The following is a 17,941-nucleotide window of genomic DNA, read 5'->3' as shown; positions in this document are numbered from 1 at the left end:
ATTGTGCTGTTAGAGAGTGAAATTATCTAAATCAGGGTGAGGTTCAAAATCACCAAGCCTCTCAAGCTCAGTATCTTGGCGCATTTGTTCGTTCCAACGCGCCTCATCCCAAATTTCAAACTTATTCATCAAACCAACCAACATTATTTTTTTGCCTAGATCTGCATGTGCACGCAATGAAGGCGCTAACAAAATCCGACCATTTTTATCAAGTTGATATTCTGTGGCATTCCCTAGCAACATACGCTGCATACGTCGAGCTCGTGGATTCATATTTGAAATTTTAGCTAAACGATTTTCTATTTCTTGCCACTCAGCAAGCGGATATAACCATAAGCACGGCTCATTTAGCGCAACAGTACAAATAACAGTTCCTTGGTCTTCAGATAGCAGAGATTCTCGGTACTTGGTTGGTACCGCAAAGCGTCCTTTATCATCCAAACTCAGTGAACTTGCGCCACGAAACATAAACAGCCTGCTTTAAATTATTTTAATCACCTAGCGATTACTTTGATCCAGTTTGATCCACTAAAAACCACTTTTTACCACAGTCCTCCAGTTTAGGGCTTGACAAGCCTTTTTGTCAAGTAAGCTGACCAGCTTTAACGAGTCTCAAAGCTAGAAAAAATAAGGGTTCAAGCAAAGCGATTGAATTACGTGGGAAAAAGTGGAATAACAGCGAAAAAAATTTACTTAGTTTTAATATGCTTATTTCTACACGTTCTGCTTACTGAATAAACAATGAATATTTACAGTTTTTTAAGCATTTTCACCTTCTTTGTAAAATTTACCTAACCGTGTAGTAATAGTTACTGTTTTTTTTAATTACCAACCATGATAAAACCAGGAGGAACAAAAAAATAACTAAAATTCAATAAGTTAAAATAAAAATTAAATTTGGTTTAATCATTGCATCGTCTAAATCACTATTTAAATTTTTAACTTATTAAGGATTGATTATGGCTACTGCAACAAATACGAAACCAAACACAACTTCAGATGTTAAGCCTGACGTTAAACTAAAAAATACTGACTCACCACTTACAGAGAAAGCCACATCAGCGGCGCACGATGCTGTAGATGCACTTTCTAGCAAAGCAGCAACAGCTGAAAGCAGTGTTCGTAAAGGCGCTTCTAGTTCAGCAGAAGCACTAAGCGAAAAACAACTTATTGCACGCGAAAAGCTGAGCGAATGCACTGCAAAAACACGTGCTTTCGCTTCTGAAAATCCATTAGCAACTGCGGGCATTGCTTTTGCTGCTGGTATGTTAATTACATCATTATTTCGTCGTAAGTAATCAGTGATGAATAACCCACAAACAACCGCAACCAAGGATGGTAACGCGCAAAACCAAGCTACTGAGCAGCCAAGCCAAAAGGACGATTGGCAAGATCATATTGCAAAGCTTTTAGAGTACTCTAAGCAGCTCAAGGATGATTACCAGACCCAAGGAGAGATCACCCATCAGCTTGCTAAAGCTGAATGGCGGTTGTCGCTTAGAGCGCTTGCATTGATCACTATATTTTTAGGCTGTTTTGCCAGTGGTTTGGTTTTGTTGTGGGCAGGATTTCTAGGTGCTGTTGGATACGGTGTATACGATCTCTTTGGGTCGGTATGGCTGAGTATTGTAACAGCTACTTCACTGCAAGTTGCTTGTTTGGTATGGCTTTGGAAAAACACAGTTTACCTAAGCAATAAAATTGGCTTTAGTAAAACACTTAAAAGTTTAAAGCAGCTATTAAATTTACATGGGAATTAGTATGTTAGTAGATAATTTAATTAAGGCCCCAAACAAAAACGTTCAAGCTCTTAGTAAGCAAATGGATATGCGCAGTGAATTAAAACGCCAACACCATGCGGCGTTTCAATATCGGTTAAAACGTTTTGCAGCAACTAAAGTAGGACTAACAAGTGCTTTTTTAGCCGGTGCTGCTGTACAAGCAGGGAAAAGCGAAACCAGCTTGGTTAGAAAATATGGCTGGCTTGTTAGGCTACTCGCTTAAAGATAAATACCTCTACCGTGATCAGATAAGTAATCAATACTTGGACCACTTGGCACAACTTGTGTCGGGTTGATCATTGTATGGCTAAAATAGTAATGACGTTTAATATGATAAAAATCAACTGTTTCGGCCACTCCTCTAACTTGATATAGATCTCTAAGATATCCGCTCAGTGCAGGGTAGCTTTCAATTGTGCGTAAATTACATTTAAAGTGACCAACGTACACACTATCAAACCGAATCAGCGTAGTGAATAAGCGCCAATCAGCCTCGGTGAGTCTGTTTGTGGCTAAATAACGCTGCTTGCTCAGAATCCCCTCTACTGTATCGAGTGCTTTAAATAAATCGTTAAACGCCTCTTCATACGCATCCTGAGTTGTTGCGAAACCCGTACGATAAACACCATTATTTATATTTGGATAAATCAACGCGTTTAATTCGTCAATTTTTGGTTGCAATTCTTCAGGATAAAAGTCATCGGTATTGCCAGTCAATTCATTAAATGCACTATTAAACATACGTATAATATCGGCAGACTCATTGCTGACAATTTTATTTAGCTTTTTATCCCACAATACGGGAACGGTTACCCGCCCGGAGTACTTTGGGTTATTTTTTGTATACACTTGATGTAAGTAGTTACTATTAAATAAAGCATCACCAGTACTGTTTTTTTGCGTATCAAAAGCCCAACCACTATCAAGCATATCAGGGCTAACAACCGACACAGTAATTAAATTTTCCAACCCTTTTAACGCTCTAAATATAAGCGTTCGATGCGCCCAAGGGCACGCAAGTGATACATATAAATGATACCGATTAGATTGGGCTTTAAAACCTGCGTCGCCCGTTATTCCAGCGCTACCATCAGCAGTTATCCAATGACGTAACTGCGCAGCTTCACGCTCAAACTTTCCGTTACTTGAATCAGTGTCGTACCACTTATCTTGCCATTGACCATCAACTAATAATCCCATGAAATTCTCCTAAAAATAGGGTTAAATTTTGCCGAACTCGCCGTTTTGATAATCACGCACTGCTTGCTGTACTTCAGCTTGCGTCGTCATTACAAACGGCCCCATGTGAGCAATCGGTTGATTAAGTGGATCGCCAGCTAAAACCAAAACACCAGCGCCTTGCTCTGAGGTAATATTAATATCACTGTCTGGCTCTAAAATAAGTAACTTACCGGCTGGGATTGTTTGATCGTCGCTTGTTATTATTGAGCCGCTATGAATATAGATCATTACTTTTTGTTGGCTAAGAGGCTCCAAATGAACGCTTTTACCAGCGGGTAATGTAATGTCAGCAAGTAAAGCATTAGCAGCTAAACCCTGCAAACTACTTGTAAGCGTTTCACTTTCGAACTGCCACGACCCCGCAAGTGCTTTTAACGTCACACCGTGCGTATTTGTAAAACTCGGAGCTGAATTTTGCGTAGTATCTTGATAACGTGGGTCGCGCATCTTATCCAAACTTGGCATGTTGATCCAAATTTGAAAGCCATGCAATCCATCAACGGTATCAGCGAGTGGCATTTCACTGTGCATGACGCCGCGCCCTGTACTCATCCATTGCACATCACCTGCTTTAATTGCTTTTTTGTTACCCATTTGGTCACGATGTTCAAAGCCTCCTTTTAAAATATAAGTAAACGTTTCAATTCCTCGATGGGGATGCTCTGGAAAACCTCCCATATAATCTTTTTTGTCGTCTGACTTAAGTTCGTCAATCATTAAAAATGGATCTAAATATTTACCATCAAATCCTGGGATACGACTAATACTTACGCCATCGCCATCTTGAGTTGCATAAGCTGTAAGCACTTTTGATATTTTCATTTTTTAATTCGCTTTAAAAAAGAAGTTGATGAAGGTATTAAATCATTCATTAAATAAAACAACTATGTCTTTAAATTGGCCATAACATTCTAAAAAATAGAAAACTATGCTTTATTGTTCATATTTTAAACCTTGTATTACCGTGGTTATTTTTACTTATTTTTTAAATATCCGCTTTATCAATTACTTAAATTACTTAAATTGCTGAGTAATTGATTGTTAATCCTGAAGTACTAATGCAAAGTTGTTTAATAATGATTAGAAAAATTAGAATGCAGCTTGCTTTCGACGGCTTTGGTACAGGCTCCTCATCACTTACTTACAATAAATGGATACGACTACTTAAAAATAGAAATGATTTTATGGCGTTTCGAAAAATAAAAAATCATTCTATCTAAATAATCCAACAAAAAATTTAACTGTTACGCAATAAATAATGAGTCTATGCGGTCAAGTTATGCAATCAGATAAAAGTGGTAGTAGGATAAAATATGGCGAAAGCAACACTAGAGCAGTGGAAAATGTTTAAGGCTGTTGTTGACCATGGTGGATTTGCTGGTGCAAGTGCAGCTGTTCATAAAAGCCAGTCAACGGTACATCACGCAGTGCAAAAACTAGAAGTCGCTTTGCAAATTAAATTACTTGAAGTAAAGGGTCGCAAAGCCTTTTTAACAGACAGCGGGAAACTTATTTTACGCCGCGCAGAGTTTTTAATTGAAGAAGCGAGTAAAATAGAATCTGTCGCCAATACGCTCAGCGAAGGTGTGGAGAGCACATTAAAAATTGCAGTTGATGAAGTATTCCCCCACCCCATTTTGTATCAAGCACTGGCCAGAACCAGTGAACTTTATCCGCTTTTAAAAATCGATTTAATAGAAAGCGTGTTAACGGGCGCTAACGAGTTATTAAATAATGCCGTTGTTGATTTAGCTATTTCTTCAATTCCTATTTACGGTATTAGTTGTAACCAGCTTTGTAATATAGAATTTGTCGCTGTAGCACACCCAAATCATCCGCTGCATCAGCGCACAGAGACTTTGTCATTTCGTGATTTAAAATTGTATAGGCAAATTGTAGTTCGTGATTCTGGCACGCAAACTAGCCATGATGAAGGTTGGCTAGGCGCAGATATGCGCTGGACGGTTAGTCATTTACGAAACTCTATTGATATGGTTAGCCAAAATTTAGGTTATGCATGGCTTCCTCGTACACAAGTATCTCACCTAATTGAAGAGGAAAAATTAAAGGTACTAAATCTAGAGCAAGGGACAACCCGTGCCCTTAAGTTATATTTAATGTGTAATGACACAGACAGACTAGGGCCTGCTGCACAAGAGTTTAAAGAGCAATTAATTAACCTGAGTTTAGATTAACAATCTTTAACTCATCGCCCTAAGTTATAGTAAATTAAATCACTTGTTTTTCACATCGAGGTGGTCGGCTACATATGCGCCTCGATTGCCTCTTTTTTTGCGGGGCCAATTGTGCTGTCTATCGCCGTTTGTTGTTCCGTTGCGGCGTTAGTCGAAGCGCCTAAAATAACAATATAGGCACTTATATAAAGCCACATTAACATAATAACTACCCCACCTAACGAGCCATAGGTTTCGTTATAGCTCGAAAAACGCGACACATAAAATGAAAAACCAATAGATGCCAAAATCCAAAGCACGGTAGCAATGGAGGATCCTATTGTGATCCAACGCCATTTAGCTGGCTTTCGGTGCGGGGCGTAGCGATATAAGAGCACTAATGTAAAATTAAATATTAAAGCCAATAATGGCCAAGAAATAAGCTTGATCAGTAAATCTATGCCTTCTTTAAGTCCAACTAAGTTAAGTACAATTGGCAAGATACCAATAATTATAAGTGAAAAAATAGCAACGATAATCGCACCCATAGAAAATAAAAAGCGCACTAGTAACGCTTTAAAAAATGAGCGTTTTTCGTATTCTCGATAACTAATATTACACGCAGTAATAAGCGCCTGACTCCCTTTAGAACTACTCCAAATAGTAAGTACTAAAGTTCCCAATGCACTGATACTTAAACTAGCGTTTGAACTTTGAGCAAGACTTGAAACTTGAGACAAAATGAGTTCTCGTGAGCTGTCAGGTAATAACGTAACAAACAAACTCAAATGTTCACTAATATCAGTAGGAGAGGAAAAATAAGCATAAATAGAAACAACGGCGGCAATAGCCGGAAAAATAGCAAGCAGTGCATAAAACGCAACTCCTGCAGCAACAAGCGATAAATTGTCCTCGTTCATTTGCTTAAAAATACGCTTAACAATATCCCACCAACCTACTACAGGAATATGCACAGGTTGAGCTGCTTGCTGCCCTCGTTTAGTCTCTTTCATTCTAAATCCCAAAATTTGTGTTACGTTATCTCAGCAAAATGTTTGCCAAGTTATATTGAACATTTGGTACTAAACTTGCTGCTAACAATTATAAAAACTAAACACGGATGACAGCCATGCCCAGTAGCCAAGCAAACAACATAGTACAAAATAATGCCCCTCTCATAACACATAGTTTTGAAGGTGATATACTTTCATGGCATTTTTTCCACGAACAAAGTCTGCAATTACTGCACGCAACAGCGCAAATATTACCCACTCTATTACTTGGCACAGTCCTTTTAGTACTAAGCTATTTAATCGCAGGGCCGCTTTCGCGACTACTTATAAAACCCATCGATTATATGACCGACAGTAAACTCGTTCACTTGGTCGCAAGGCGCAGTATTAGCACCTTAATTATTTTATTAGGCGTGTACTTATTTTTACGTTTAGCTGGGCTTACTGAGTTTGCAGTCGCTATTATGAGTGGAACAGGATTAATAGGCTTAATATTAGGTTTCGCTTTTAGAGACATAGCAGAAAATTTCATCGCCAGTTTATTACTAAGCATACAAAGACCTTTTAAAATTGATGATGTAATAGAGGTAGATAATCGCTTAGGGATCGTTAAAAAAGTAACCGCACGGGCAACAACACTAGTGGATTACGATGGTAATCATATTCAAATACCAAATGCGACTGTGTACAAAAACACCATTAAAAATCTCACCGCCAATCCCAAAATGCGCGGTAAAGTAGAAATAGGTATTGGCTATGATAACGATATACGCAATGCACAAACTCTCGCACTCGACATTGCCAATCAGCAAAGTGCCGTACTAAGCGACCCACCAGCGCAAGTATTAATAAAAAACCTTGGCTCATCCACTATTAACTTTACCTTGTTCTTTTGGGTTAATAGCGAGCAGCACAGCCCATTAAAAGTAGGCTCACAACTTATGCGAGAACTTGTAAACGAATTTACAAAGCACAATATCAGCATGCCTGACGACGCAAGAGAGCGTATTTTACTTACACCTGCTAACGAAACTATTTTTGGTTCAGAGCAAAAACAATCACCAAAAGTAAAAAACATAGTTAACGAAACAGACGATAAAACTAAAACACTCGATGATGTGAGCAGTGATACTGACGAAATACGTGAACAAGCAGATAAATCAAGAGATCCTGAACAAGGAAAAAATATTATTTAACCTGAGCTCTGATTAAGAGATTTTCAGTGAAAACAAGGCTAATTTACGCGTTAATAGCTGGCCTACTGCAAATAAATTTAATGCAGTTAGCGCTGACAATAACTGCTTGAGATAGATTTATTATCCAGAGTTCAGGTTCTTTATATAAACACTGCGCATTTGCAGCTTAGCTTGCTAAAATAGGAAAAAATATGTTTTAAGTAAAACAATATGGCATTAACTACTACCTATACACTTGATAGACCTTACTTTTATGAATGCTTCGATGAGTCGCTTCCTTATAGTAAACGTGCGCAACCTAAATATTTTCTACTCGTGCTATTAACAGCACTGGGTTTGTTTGGTATTTATGGTTTAAATGATCATTACTTAGGTTCTTTTTTAATCATGCTGGCTATTCTTGAATGCGTTGCCTTTTACTATCGCCGTCCTTGGTGGGTAACCAGACAAATGCTCAGCAGAGCATCTGGCTCAGAAGTCACCCTTACTTTTGATGACGAAGGCATTAAATCGGTTAATCATTACAAAAACTATCAATTAGTATGGCAAGATATAAACGAAGTTATAGATACAGAGCGCGGATTATTATTAAAAAATAAACGTGGTATGCAATATATTTCAAAACAAATTTTAAGCCCCGAAATTATTAATTATATAAACAAAAAAGCCACTCGATGAGTGGCTTTTTTGTTTAGCTAAGTAAATTACTCAGCTATTTTATACCAATCTGCTTATATATGAGGTCTATTTAACGTTGAGAAAATTACGCTAGAACTAGGCAAAAATTTTTGTATCTAGTTGTTCTAAATAAAAAATTTTTAACGACGTTATAGTGCAATTTAATTCGTTAAATTGATCAAGGATTTATGCAGTTTGGTATTACATGTTGATTAAGCATTGCCCGGCTCAGGGTTAGACTTTTCAGCTTGTATACGCATGTAAATTTCTTCACGATGCACTGATACGTCTTTTGGTGCGTTAACACCGATTCGAACTTGATTTCCTTTAACACCTAGAACGGTAACTGTTACTTCGTCACCAATCATTAGGGTTTCACCTACTCTACGAGTTAGTATTAGCATTCTATTGCTCCCATGTTCCAATAAAAATTATAAGATTCCGCTTAAACATACTAATAAAAATTAGACTGAAAAGTAAGTAAAAACTCCCAATCTATTCATTTTCTGTTAAAAATACTTTGTGTAATGCACGAACAGCCAACTCTAAGTACTTTTCATCTATTAAAACTGAAATTTTAATCTCGGATGTTGAAACTAAAACTACATTAATGTTTTCTTGCGCTAATGCTTCAAAAAATAGACTCGCGACACCAGAATGCGATTTCATACCCATACCAACAGCAGACACTTTTGCCACTGTGGTTAATCCGCATATATTTTGAACACTTAATTGAACTTGCTGCTCAGTGAGCAATTCAAGTGTTTGCAGATAATCATTCGAGTGCACAGTAAAAGCATAGTCTATTTTTTCAAAGTTATGATTAACTTGATTAATCATATCTATTTCGATGCCATTTTCGGCAAAAAGTTTCAATATTTTTGAAAGATATTGCGTACCCGTTGGCACACCTTGTACCTTAATTAAACATTCGTCACGATTAAACGCAATCCCCGATACAACCTTGCTTGGCATATCGTTCTCCTCAAAACTTATTAATGTACCTTCATCGGGATTAAAGCTCGAAAGCACCCTAAGTGGCACATTATGTTTGCCTGCGGCTTCTACTGAGCGAATATGCAAAACTTTCGCCCCTAAACTTGCCAGTTCTAGCATTTCGGCAAAGGTAACTTGGCTCATTCTGCGCGCGTTAGGTTCAACACGAGGATCTGTAGTATATACGCCGTCAACGTCTGTATAGATCTGGCATTCGTCAGCTTTTATAGCCGCAGCTATTTCCACAGCCGATGTATCGGTGCCACCGCGCCCAAGCGTTGTAATGTTGCCCTCAACATCACGCCCCTGAAACCCAGCAATAATAGCAATACGATTATGCTCAAGCTCATGCTTCAAACGCGTAGCAGCAACCTCTGCAATACGAGCTTTACCAAACATGTTATCGGTTAAAATATTGACTTGATCGGCTAATAAGCTCACAGCAGAGTGGCCACGTTTTATAATAGCCATAGCAAGTAGTGATACAGAAACCTGCTCTCCGGTGCTAATAAGTACATCTAGTTCACGGCTACTCGGGCGAGTATCAATTTGTTTGGCGAGATTAATTAAGCGGTTGGTTTCTCCCGACATAGCAGAGAGCACCACAACCACTTGATGTCCTTGTTGTCTGGTTTTAACAACAAGGTCGGCGACTGCTTCAATTCGCTCTATTGAGCCGACCGAAGTGCCACCGAATTTTTGAACAATAAGCGCCACTTAGGCTTAAGTACGCTCAGTTAACCAAGCTGTAACGCTATCTAGTGCAGCAGCAAGGTTTTGTGGCTCACTACCACCGGCTTGTGCCATATCTGGACGACCGCCACCTTTACCACCTACTTGGCCTGCCATGTGATTAACTAATTCACCGGCTTTTACTTTGCCTGTTAAATCTTTAGTTACACCGGCAATTAGGCTTACTTTGTCACCACTGGCAACACCGAGGGCAATAACACCTGAGCCAATCTTGTTTTTAAGGTCATCAACCATACCGCGAAGCGCTTTAGATTCAGTACCTTCAACGTTTGCTACAAGTAGCTTAACACCATTAATTTCAACAATCGAATCAAGTAAAGACGCACCCGCTGCACTTGCTAACTTATCGTTAAGTTGCGCAATTTGCTTTTCAAGACCTTTAGACTTTTCAAGTAACGCGGTTACTTTTTCAAGTACCGATGCGCTATCGCCTTTAACTAAAGCTGCAACATCGCTAAGTTGTTGCTCTTGCTCGCTAACGTACGCTACAGCCTCTGCACCAGTTACCGCTTCAATTCGGCGAACACCTGCGGCAATACCGCTTTCAGATACAATTTTGAATAAACCAATATCGCCAGCGCGCTCAACGTGAGTACCACCACAAAGCTCAATAGAGTAGTCGCCAATAGTAACTACACGTACTTCGTCATCGTACTTTTCGCCAAATAATGCCATAGCGCCTTTCGCTTTAGCATCATCAATAGCCATAAGCTCAGTATTAAGTGCAAAGTTACGACGAATTTCGTCATTAACTACACGCTCAATTTCACGTAGCTCATCTTTAGTAACTGCTTCAAAATGCGAAAAGTCAAAACGTAAACGATCTGGCTGAACAAGTGAGCCTTTTTGGCCTACATGGTCACCTAATAGTTGGCGTAGTGCTTCGTGTAAAATATGCGTAGCTGTGTGGTTTTTCTTAATGCTGTCGCGGCGCGTATCATCAATAGTTGCATCCACTTTATCGTTAACACCAATGCGGCCTTGCACAGTACCGTGGTGAGCAAAAGCATTACCAAGCTTAGTGGTATTAGTAACATTAAATTCGCCACCAGCAACTGTAATAGTACCCGTGTCACCCGTTTGACCGCCTGATTCAGCGTAAAACGGTGTGCGGTCTAGTACTACAATACCTTGTTGACCATCTTCTAATAACTGAACAGCTTCGCCACCGGCAAAAATTTCAATAACGGTCGCGCTGTAATGTGTGCTGTCGTAACCTTTAAAGTCAGTGTGTTTATCTGATTTTAATTGGTCATTGTAATCAGCGCCAAACTTACCCGCTTGTTGCGCTGTTTTACGTTGTACAGCCATGCATTCTTCAAAGCCTTGATGATCAATTGTCATCTGGCGCTCACGCGCAACATCGGCCGTTAAATCAGCTGGAAAACCGTACGTATCGTAAAGTTTAAATACTAAGTCGCCCGGTATTATATCGCCTTTAAGGTCGCTTAAGCTTTCTTCTAAAATAGCTAAGCCACGCTCAAGTGTTTTACCAAACTGTTCTTCTTCAATGCGTAATACTTTTTCAATAATTTCTTGTTGCTTAGCAAGCTCAGGGTACGCTTGACCCATTTGCTCAATTAGCGCAGCAACTAATTTATAGAAAAACGAACCTTGTGCACCTAATTTGTTACCGTGGCGCACAGCACGACGAATAATACGGCGCAGTACATAACCACGGCCTTCGTTAGATGGCATAACACCGTCTGAGATTAAAAACGCACACGAACGAATGTGATCGGCCACTACGCGTAGTGACTTGTCGTCCATGTCTTGTGCATTAGTAACACTTGCAGCAGCAGCAATTAAGCCTTGGAATAAATCGATTTCGTAGTTTGAATGCACGCCCTGCAAAATAGCAGAAATACGCTCAAGGCCCATTCCCGTATCAACAGATTGCTTAGGTAGAGGCAACATTGTACCGTCGCTTTGACGGTTGTATTGCATAAATACAAGGTTCCAAATTTCGATGAAACGGTCGCCGTCTTCCTCTGGAGAGCCCGGAGGTCCGCCCCAAATATGCTCGCCATGGTCATAAAATATTTCAGAACACGGACCACACGGACCCGTATCGCCCATAGACCAAAAGTTGTCTGAGGTCGCAATACGAATAATACGATCCTCTGGTAAGCCAATTTCGTTAGCCCAGTAACCAAACGCTTCTTCATCATCGTGATAAATAGTTACTAAAAGTTTTTCTTTAGGTAGGCTTACTACCTCAGTTAAAAACTCCCATGCAAACTTAATCGCGTCTTGCTTAAAGTAATCACCAAAGCTGAAGTTACCTAACATTTCAAAAAATGTATGGTGGCGAGCAGTGTAGCCTACATTTTCTAAATCGTTATGCTTACCGCCAGCACGTACACAGCGCTGCGAGCTTGTCGCACGTGTATAAGGGCGGCTTTCTGCGCCTAAAAATACATCTTTAAATTGCACCATGCCGGCATTGTTAAATAACAACGTGGCATCGTTACCCGGTATAAGCGAGCTAGAAGGTACTATTTGATGTTGCTTGCTGGCAAAAAAGTCTAAAAACTGTTGCCTAATTTGTGCGGTAGTCATGTGCTGCATTTGAAAGTCTCACCTGTATTTACTGTGCTTGCATTGCAAAATTAATTTCATCGTAGCTAAAACCCCGATACATTAAGTAGCGCACGCGCTTAGCTTTATCTTTGTAATCGAGGTTTGGCGGTGTATTCGAATATTTTTTATTGTACGCATCCTGCGCAAGCTCAAACCAATCTATTTCAAGCTCTTCAACTACCAATTCAAGTAGCGAACGATCAATCCCTTTGCCCATAGCTTCGCTTTGTATTCGCTTAAGCCCGTGGCATTTAAATATGTGTTTTCTTACAAAGCCTTCACAGTATCGCTGCTCGTTAATAAAATTATGCTTTTCGCACCAATCAAGCAGCGTTTCAATAAACTCTTCTGTCGCTTCTTTTTGCTGTAATTTGAGCGTTAACTCACGACGCGAATATTCTTGGCGCCCTAGTAACCAAAGTACATAGTTTTTTAGTTTTTGCTTTAATTTATCATCCATTAAGCGTCAAAACGCCCGCTTGTTTCACTACTAAGTGGCTTAACATTAATGTCGTCACTCGGTGGTACAACAGGCATAAAAATGGCTTGATAAGATACAAAAAAGCTAATGTAGCAAATCGGCATTAAAATCAACAGTGGTAAGAACGATAAGAACATCGAAAGCGCCATAAATAATGCGCAAATAAGACCAAAAGCGCCAAGTGGCAAAATATTATGATAAAACACCATTAACGACTTTTTCAGCGCCGTTAAAATGCGTGTTTCTTTACTAAAATAAACAAGCGGTACAGCGTAAGCAAACGCCGTTAAATAAATTAGCATTGCCATAAAAAATAAAATTACATTCGCGCCCGAAATACTCTCAAGCATTTGTTCAAGTGCTACGTTTGGATCAAGTCCTGGTTGGCTCATAACAGCCACTGCATCGGCAAATAAGCCATTAGCAAGTAACGCCATTAAAATACCCGCACCCATTTGATAAAGTGCTAAACGTAATAACCCTAAACGATTTCCCTTAGCCGCAAATGGCTTGAGAATATCGGCTAGCATAATTTTTCCGCCCTGCTGCTTACTAAGCACCGCTTGGTAAAACCCTGCGGTTAAAAATGGCGTAGCTAGTGCTGCTACGACTTGCAGTAAAGGTAAAAATAAAGACAGCAGCCCTACAATGCCAATAAATAAATGCATAAAAATAAAGGTTGCTGGCTGGGTTTTAAAAATAAGCCATCCGGCTTTTAACCACTTTAGCCCTGCATCGGCTTTAAAAATTCGTAATTGTGTAGACATACTTGCTCTTAATTTAAAACGAAACACGCCAAGTATAACTTGGCGTGAGGGGGATTAATAGACGAAACGTAATTAAATGATTAAGGTTTTTTAATTTTCTTAATATCTAACATATGCGCGCCATGCTTAATTTTTGTTTCTAGGTACGATTTATTACCCGCAACACCCGCTTTAATGTGTGCATGCGTGCCCACAACCGAGTCAACATTAATACCGGCATCTTTTAATGCGTTAAGCTTTTTAGGATTATTGGTCATTAATTTAACGTGGCTTAAATTAAGCGCATTAAGCATTAATACCGCATCCGAAAAGTCACGTAAATCATCAGCAAAGCCTAAGTGATTATTAGCTTCGTAGGTGTTCATCCCTTGCGATTGCAGTACATAAGCGTCAATTTTGTTGTATAAACCAATGCCACGGCCTTCTTGGCGTAAATACAATAAAATACCGCCTTGCTCGTGCATCATTTCAATACATTCATTTAGCTGCTCGCCACAATCACAACGCGATGAGTAAAACACATCACCCGTTAAACACTCAGAATGCATACGAATAAGCGGTACATCTTGCTCTTTATCAGCGTTGTTAAACACCATAGCAATATGTTCTTTACCATCTTTTAAATCAGTAAATGAGATTATTTCTGCAGGGATATCACTATTTCTGCCAACATTAAGCTGGACTCTTGCTCTTACTTGCGCCACGACAAATCCAAATATTTAAATAACTACGACACGACAATAAAGTGATAATATCACAAAACAGGATAAATACACCGTAGTACAAGACTTTTTATGGCAAATATATGGCGACGACATAGGTTATTTTCAATGACTATTAGCAATAAATTAATACAAATAACAGCCAATGTTATTTACGTTGATTTACCTTAATCAGTGACACTTACGGGCGCGTTTGGTATTTTGTATTTTAAACAACGATAGGGATTATTATGAAACGTCAGCAACTCGCTTTATTTATGGGCTTAAGTTTATCTGCTTTAAGCGCAACAACTTTAAGTACTACAGTACTCGCCAGCCAAGTAAGCGATCCTCAAGCGGTATTTAGCCAAGCATATCAAAGCTATTTAGCGGCAGTTAAAGCAGACGAAAATGTACAACAAACAGCCAAACTTGCTTACACATCAGGTAAAGCCGTTTATGGTGAAAGCTCAGATAACACCGCTAACTTAGCTATTAACTACGCTAAAGCCATTAAAGGCTACGGCAATGAGCTAAACGAACAGCGTTTTTCACTTTATAATAAAGCACATGCTATTTTAGCTGCAAATCACGGCAAACAATCAATAGAAACAGTTGATGCACTGCTCGGTCAAGCTAACTACACAACATCGGCTTACAAAGCAGCTAACTTTTTAGAACAAATAATAGATATAGCTAAAACACAAAATAAACCTAAATTTGTAGCCGACATGAAACTAGAAGCGGCATCACTGCTTGCTAAAAAGTTTAGCTCTAAAAAATATCGCGAAGCGAAAAACTACCTAGAAGAAGCCGACGAGTACTACCAAGAAAACTTACCAGAAAACTCACTAGAGCGCATAAAAGCCGATTTTTTAATGGCCTCATTCGCAGAAGGTCGTAAAAAATACAATCAAGCAATTGAAAGGCTAAACCGTATAGTGAATGTATTCGATAGTAACTTAAACTTTGATCACAGCGCAGAGCTAAGCGCTCACTCTAAGCTTATTGGCCTGTACGAAAAACAAGGTAAAAGCGAAGAAGCAACCAAACACTGTCTAGCAATTGCTAAAATGGTGCCATGGAAAGAATCGCAAGAGCAAACGCCACTCTATCGTGTTAACCCTAAATACCCAGTTAACAAAGCCAGATTTAGTACCGATGGTAGCGTTGTTATGGAGTTTGAGGTAGACGCAGCTGGCTTTGTAAAAAACCCAAAAGTACTTAGCTCTGAAGGGGGCAGCGCATTTGAAAAATCAGCCAAAGCAGCGCTTGAGCAATGGCGTTACGCGCCAAAGTTTGAAAATGGCAAACCCGTTAGCGCTATTTCTCAGGTACAACTCGACTTTAAAATTAATCGCCATTAAAAGCGGCTCATTAAAAAAGGCGCTTTAAGCGCCTTTTTTAATACTAACTAATACAAATCCTACGTAGTTAAAATTCGTAACTTACGCTAATACCGCCATCGGCTCTTTTTTCATTGCTGTCACTTGTTTTACCGTAGCCTACATCTAATTCCAGTCTAAAACCGGCATTGTTTAATCCATTAAAGTTATAGCTGTAAGTAAGCCCTATGCCGTTAGTTGTTTCCTCATCAAAAATACTGCCAATTGTGCAGCCTAGCGTATTAGCAAAGTCAGTTGCTATATCATTTGTTGAACTTTCACATTCTTGGTCTGTATCTCTTGCGCCAATAGCGCCCACAAGCGCGCCAAATGCATGCTTTTTATTATCGCTTACTGCTTGTTCAAAACCTGCTGAAAATCCATCATCAAGGCCTATTTTATAGTTTACATACCAGCGTTGTTGATTCTCATTAGCCGATAAAGACACTTCAGGAATAACTAAGTAAGGATAGCCACCCCCAATCGAAAAACTAACATCGTTAGCAAAAGTAGAACAAGAAGCGATAGATAAAGTGAGTAGTAATACTTTTATTTTCATAAAATTCCCTTTGAGTAAGCACCAAATGTACCTAGTTTAGTTCCTTTTCACAATGCAACAAAAGTCCTAACCGTGCTTTTTGTGATTTTAAAACTTCCTGTTGCGATTAAAGCCTGCTTTTCTTCCTAGCTAGAAGTTTCAGTAGTACGCTGATTTTAATATGGTTATTCTCCATACATAGGCGATAACGCAAGAGCAGTTGCCGAACCGACTAGGTTACACACCTCTCGCCGCGATTAAATACTCCTTAGATAGAACAAATTTTAATCCTGAAAGACCAATAAGCTCTAAACCACATTAACTGTATTTAATTTAAAAAAGACTTTAGTAGAGCAATAATAAATACAGATAATGCATGTAAATAATCATAATTTATGGTGAAATTAGCTTAATTGATAAAAGGTAACCACGGAGCTTTCATGACTATTTTAGTAACCGGTGGCGCAGGCTATATTGGCTCGCACACTGTTTTAGAACTTTTACAGCAAGGTAATGATGTTGTTGTTATTGATAATTTGAGCAATTCATCGCAAGAATCTCTTGCTCGTGTTAAAAAAATCACAGGTAAAGATACTACCTTTTACCAAGGTGATATTCTCGATAAAGCTTTTTTAGATTCAGTGTTTGCTAAACATACTATTGATAGCGTTATACATTTTGCAGGCTTGAAATCGGTTGGTGAATCAGTGGCTAAACCAATTGAATACTACCAAAATAATGTACAAGGTACGTTAACGCTTGTTGATGCAATGCGCGAAGCTGGTGTATTTAAATTAGTATTTAGCTCATCAGCTACCGTTTATGGTGATCCGGCTAGTTTACCAATTAAAGAAGACTTCCCTGTAGGCGGTACTACTAACCCTTACGGCACATCTAAGCTGATGGTTGAAATGATGCTGCAAGATATCGCTAAATCAGACGAGCGTTTTGCGTTTGCTATTTTGCGTTACTTTAACCCTGTTGGCGCACATGAATCGGGCCTAATTGGTGAAGATCCTAACGGTATCCCAAATAATCTTTTACCGTTTATTGCACAGGTTGCTGTGGGTAAATTAAAGCAACTTGCTGTATTTGGCGATGACTACGACACAGTTGACGGTACAGGTGTGCGCGACTATATACACGTTGTAGATTTAGCAATTGGTCATTTAAAAGCGCTTGATAAAATTGCCAGCAGCACGGGTGCATTAGTTTACAACCTGGGTACTGGTAACGGGTATTCTGTACTACAAATGGTTAATGCATTTATTAAAGCCAGCGATCAGGCTGTGCCATATCAGGTTTCACCTCGCCGCCCAGGCGATATAGCCGCCTGTTATGCAGCACCAGAAAAAGCACTTAATGAACTTGGTTGGGAAGCGGTGCGTGGCATTGATGAAATGATGCAAGATACATGGCGTTGGCAGTCAAATAACCCCAACGGTTATAAAGGTTAAGTAAAAAGTAATTTATAAGCTTTGCCTGTTGCACCAGCAGGTAAAGCGCCCTTTAAACTCTATGTAAATAAATTATCTAAAACGTTATTGCACAAAAAGAAGAGAATAAAGGTAAGTGAGAAGACACCAAAGCATGAGGTTACGAGCGTTGCTCGTCACGCCAGCAAGCTGCGCGTCTACACGTAAATCAAACCAC

At 39.3% G+C, this 17,941-nt stretch carries 18 protein-coding genes and 1 pseudogene; 8 read left to right on the top strand and 11 right to left on the bottom strand.

Annotated elements, in window-relative coordinates; genetic code table 11:
* Positions 1-9: 9 nt before the first annotated feature.
* Positions 10-468: a division/cell wall cluster transcriptional repressor MraZ gene (mraZ, locus tag P4S65_RS07255; protein WP_007376985.1), complete on the bottom strand. Its 459-nt coding sequence runs from the start codon at positions 466-468 to the stop codon at positions 10-12.
* A gap of 491 nt (positions 469-959) precedes the next feature.
* Between mraZ and P4S65_RS07250 the strand changes: the two genes are divergently transcribed.
* From P4S65_RS07250 to P4S65_RS07240, 3 genes are read left to right on the top strand one after another with little or no spacing between them, the layout of a single operon-like run.
* On the top strand, positions 960-1,298 hold the full coding sequence (locus P4S65_RS07250; RefSeq protein ID WP_007376986.1) for a hypothetical protein: 339 nt from the start codon (positions 960-962) through the stop codon (positions 1,296-1,298).
* Positions 1,299-1,304: 6 nt separating this feature from the next.
* A complete protein-coding gene (locus tag P4S65_RS07245; RefSeq protein ID WP_096792489.1) occupies positions 1,305-1,760 on the top strand; it encodes a hypothetical protein in 456 nt (151 codons plus the stop codon).
* Between the two features lies 1 nt (position 1,761).
* Positions 1,762-2,004 carry a hypothetical protein gene (locus P4S65_RS07240; protein WP_007376988.1) on the top strand — a complete coding sequence of 81 codons (243 nt, stop codon included), beginning with the start codon at positions 1,762-1,764 and terminating at the stop codon, positions 2,002-2,004.
* Here the strand turns inward: P4S65_RS07240 and P4S65_RS07235 are convergent.
* The gene (locus P4S65_RS07235) at positions 2,001-2,981 is read right to left on the bottom strand and encodes a glutathione S-transferase family protein (RefSeq protein ID WP_337119849.1); all 981 of its coding nucleotides are present in this window, start codon (positions 2,979-2,981) and stop codon (positions 2,001-2,003) included. The genes P4S65_RS07240 and P4S65_RS07235 overlap by 4 nt on opposite strands.
* Positions 2,982-3,002: 21 nt before the next feature.
* Positions 3,003-3,845, bottom strand: a complete 843-nt coding sequence (locus P4S65_RS07230; protein ID WP_337119848.1) for a pirin family protein — start codon at positions 3,843-3,845, stop codon at positions 3,003-3,005.
* Between the two features lie 491 nt (positions 3,846-4,336).
* Here P4S65_RS07230 and P4S65_RS07225 point away from each other — a divergent pair, with 491 nt between their 5' ends.
* A complete protein-coding gene (locus P4S65_RS07225) occupies positions 4,337-5,218 on the top strand; it encodes a LysR family transcriptional regulator (protein ID WP_337119847.1) in 882 nt (293 codons plus the stop codon).
* A gap of 39 nt (positions 5,219-5,257) precedes the next feature.
* On the opposite strand, the pseudogene P4S65_RS07220 reads toward P4S65_RS07225, so the two are convergent.
* A pseudogene (locus P4S65_RS07220) lies at positions 5,258-6,210 on the bottom strand (YihY/virulence factor BrkB family protein).
* A 116-nt stretch (positions 6,211-6,326) separates the two neighbouring features.
* Between P4S65_RS07220 and P4S65_RS07215 the strand changes: the two are divergent.
* The gene (locus P4S65_RS07215) at positions 6,327-7,406 is read left to right on the top strand and encodes a mechanosensitive ion channel family protein (RefSeq protein ID WP_008135008.1); all 1,080 of its coding nucleotides are present in this window, start codon (positions 6,327-6,329) and stop codon (positions 7,404-7,406) included.
* 210 nt (positions 7,407-7,616) lie between these two features.
* The gene (locus P4S65_RS07210; RefSeq protein WP_058230561.1) at positions 7,617-8,084 is read left to right on the top strand and encodes a YcxB family protein; all 468 of its coding nucleotides are present in this window, start codon (positions 7,617-7,619) and stop codon (positions 8,082-8,084) included.
* 212 nt (positions 8,085-8,296) lie between these two features.
* Here the strand turns inward: P4S65_RS07210 and csrA are convergent, their stop codons facing one another.
* The 6 genes from csrA to P4S65_RS07180 form a co-directional block, all read right to left on the bottom strand.
* Positions 8,297-8,488 carry a carbon storage regulator CsrA gene (gene csrA / locus P4S65_RS07205; RefSeq protein WP_011327236.1) on the bottom strand — a complete coding sequence of 64 codons (192 nt, stop codon included), beginning with the start codon at positions 8,486-8,488 and terminating at the stop codon, positions 8,297-8,299.
* A gap of 91 nt (positions 8,489-8,579) precedes the next feature.
* A complete protein-coding gene (locus tag P4S65_RS07200) occupies positions 8,580-9,797 on the bottom strand; it encodes an aspartate kinase (RefSeq protein WP_008138924.1) in 1,218 nt (405 codons plus the stop codon).
* A gap of 6 nt (positions 9,798-9,803) precedes the next feature.
* Positions 9,804-12,404, bottom strand: coding sequence for an alanine--tRNA ligase (gene alaS / locus P4S65_RS07195; RefSeq protein WP_096792485.1), 2,601 nt, complete (start codon positions 12,402-12,404; stop codon positions 9,804-9,806).
* A gap of 19 nt (positions 12,405-12,423) precedes the next feature.
* Positions 12,424-12,876 carry a regulatory protein RecX gene (locus P4S65_RS07190; protein WP_337119846.1) on the bottom strand — a complete coding sequence of 151 codons (453 nt, stop codon included), beginning with the start codon at positions 12,874-12,876 and terminating at the stop codon, positions 12,424-12,426.
* Positions 12,876-13,664, bottom strand: coding sequence for a BPSS1780 family membrane protein (locus tag P4S65_RS07185; protein ID WP_337119845.1), 789 nt, complete (start codon positions 13,662-13,664; stop codon positions 12,876-12,878). The genes P4S65_RS07190 and P4S65_RS07185 overlap by 1 nt, the downstream gene beginning before the upstream one ends.
* 80 nt (positions 13,665-13,744) lie before the next feature.
* On the bottom strand, positions 13,745-14,368 hold the full coding sequence (locus P4S65_RS07180) for a GTP cyclohydrolase II (protein ID WP_096792482.1): 624 nt from the start codon (positions 14,366-14,368) through the stop codon (positions 13,745-13,747).
* Positions 14,369-14,616: 248 nt separating this feature from the next.
* Between P4S65_RS07180 and P4S65_RS07175 the strand changes: the two genes are divergently transcribed.
* Positions 14,617-15,732, top strand: coding sequence for an energy transducer TonB (locus tag P4S65_RS07175; RefSeq protein WP_033031911.1), 1,116 nt, complete (start codon positions 14,617-14,619; stop codon positions 15,730-15,732).
* A 67-nt stretch (positions 15,733-15,799) separates the two neighbouring features.
* On the opposite strand, the gene P4S65_RS07170 is transcribed toward P4S65_RS07175, so the two are convergent.
* Positions 15,800-16,309, bottom strand: coding sequence for a hypothetical protein (locus tag P4S65_RS07170; protein ID WP_337119844.1), 510 nt, complete (start codon positions 16,307-16,309; stop codon positions 15,800-15,802).
* 419 nt (positions 16,310-16,728) lie between these two features.
* Here P4S65_RS07170 and galE point away from each other — a divergent pair, with 419 nt between their 5' ends.
* Complete coding sequence (galE, locus tag P4S65_RS07165; protein ID WP_096792479.1) at positions 16,729-17,745, top strand: UDP-glucose 4-epimerase GalE; 1,017 nt, start codon at positions 16,729-16,731, stop codon at positions 17,743-17,745.
* Positions 17,746-17,941: the final 196 nt, after the last annotated feature.

The organism is Pseudoalteromonas sp. B131b (assembly GCF_037162545.1).
GTDB classification, from domain to species: domain Bacteria; phylum Pseudomonadota; class Gammaproteobacteria; order Enterobacterales; family Alteromonadaceae; genus Pseudoalteromonas; species Pseudoalteromonas fuliginea.
This window is presented reverse-complemented; position numbering and strand designations above follow the sequence as displayed.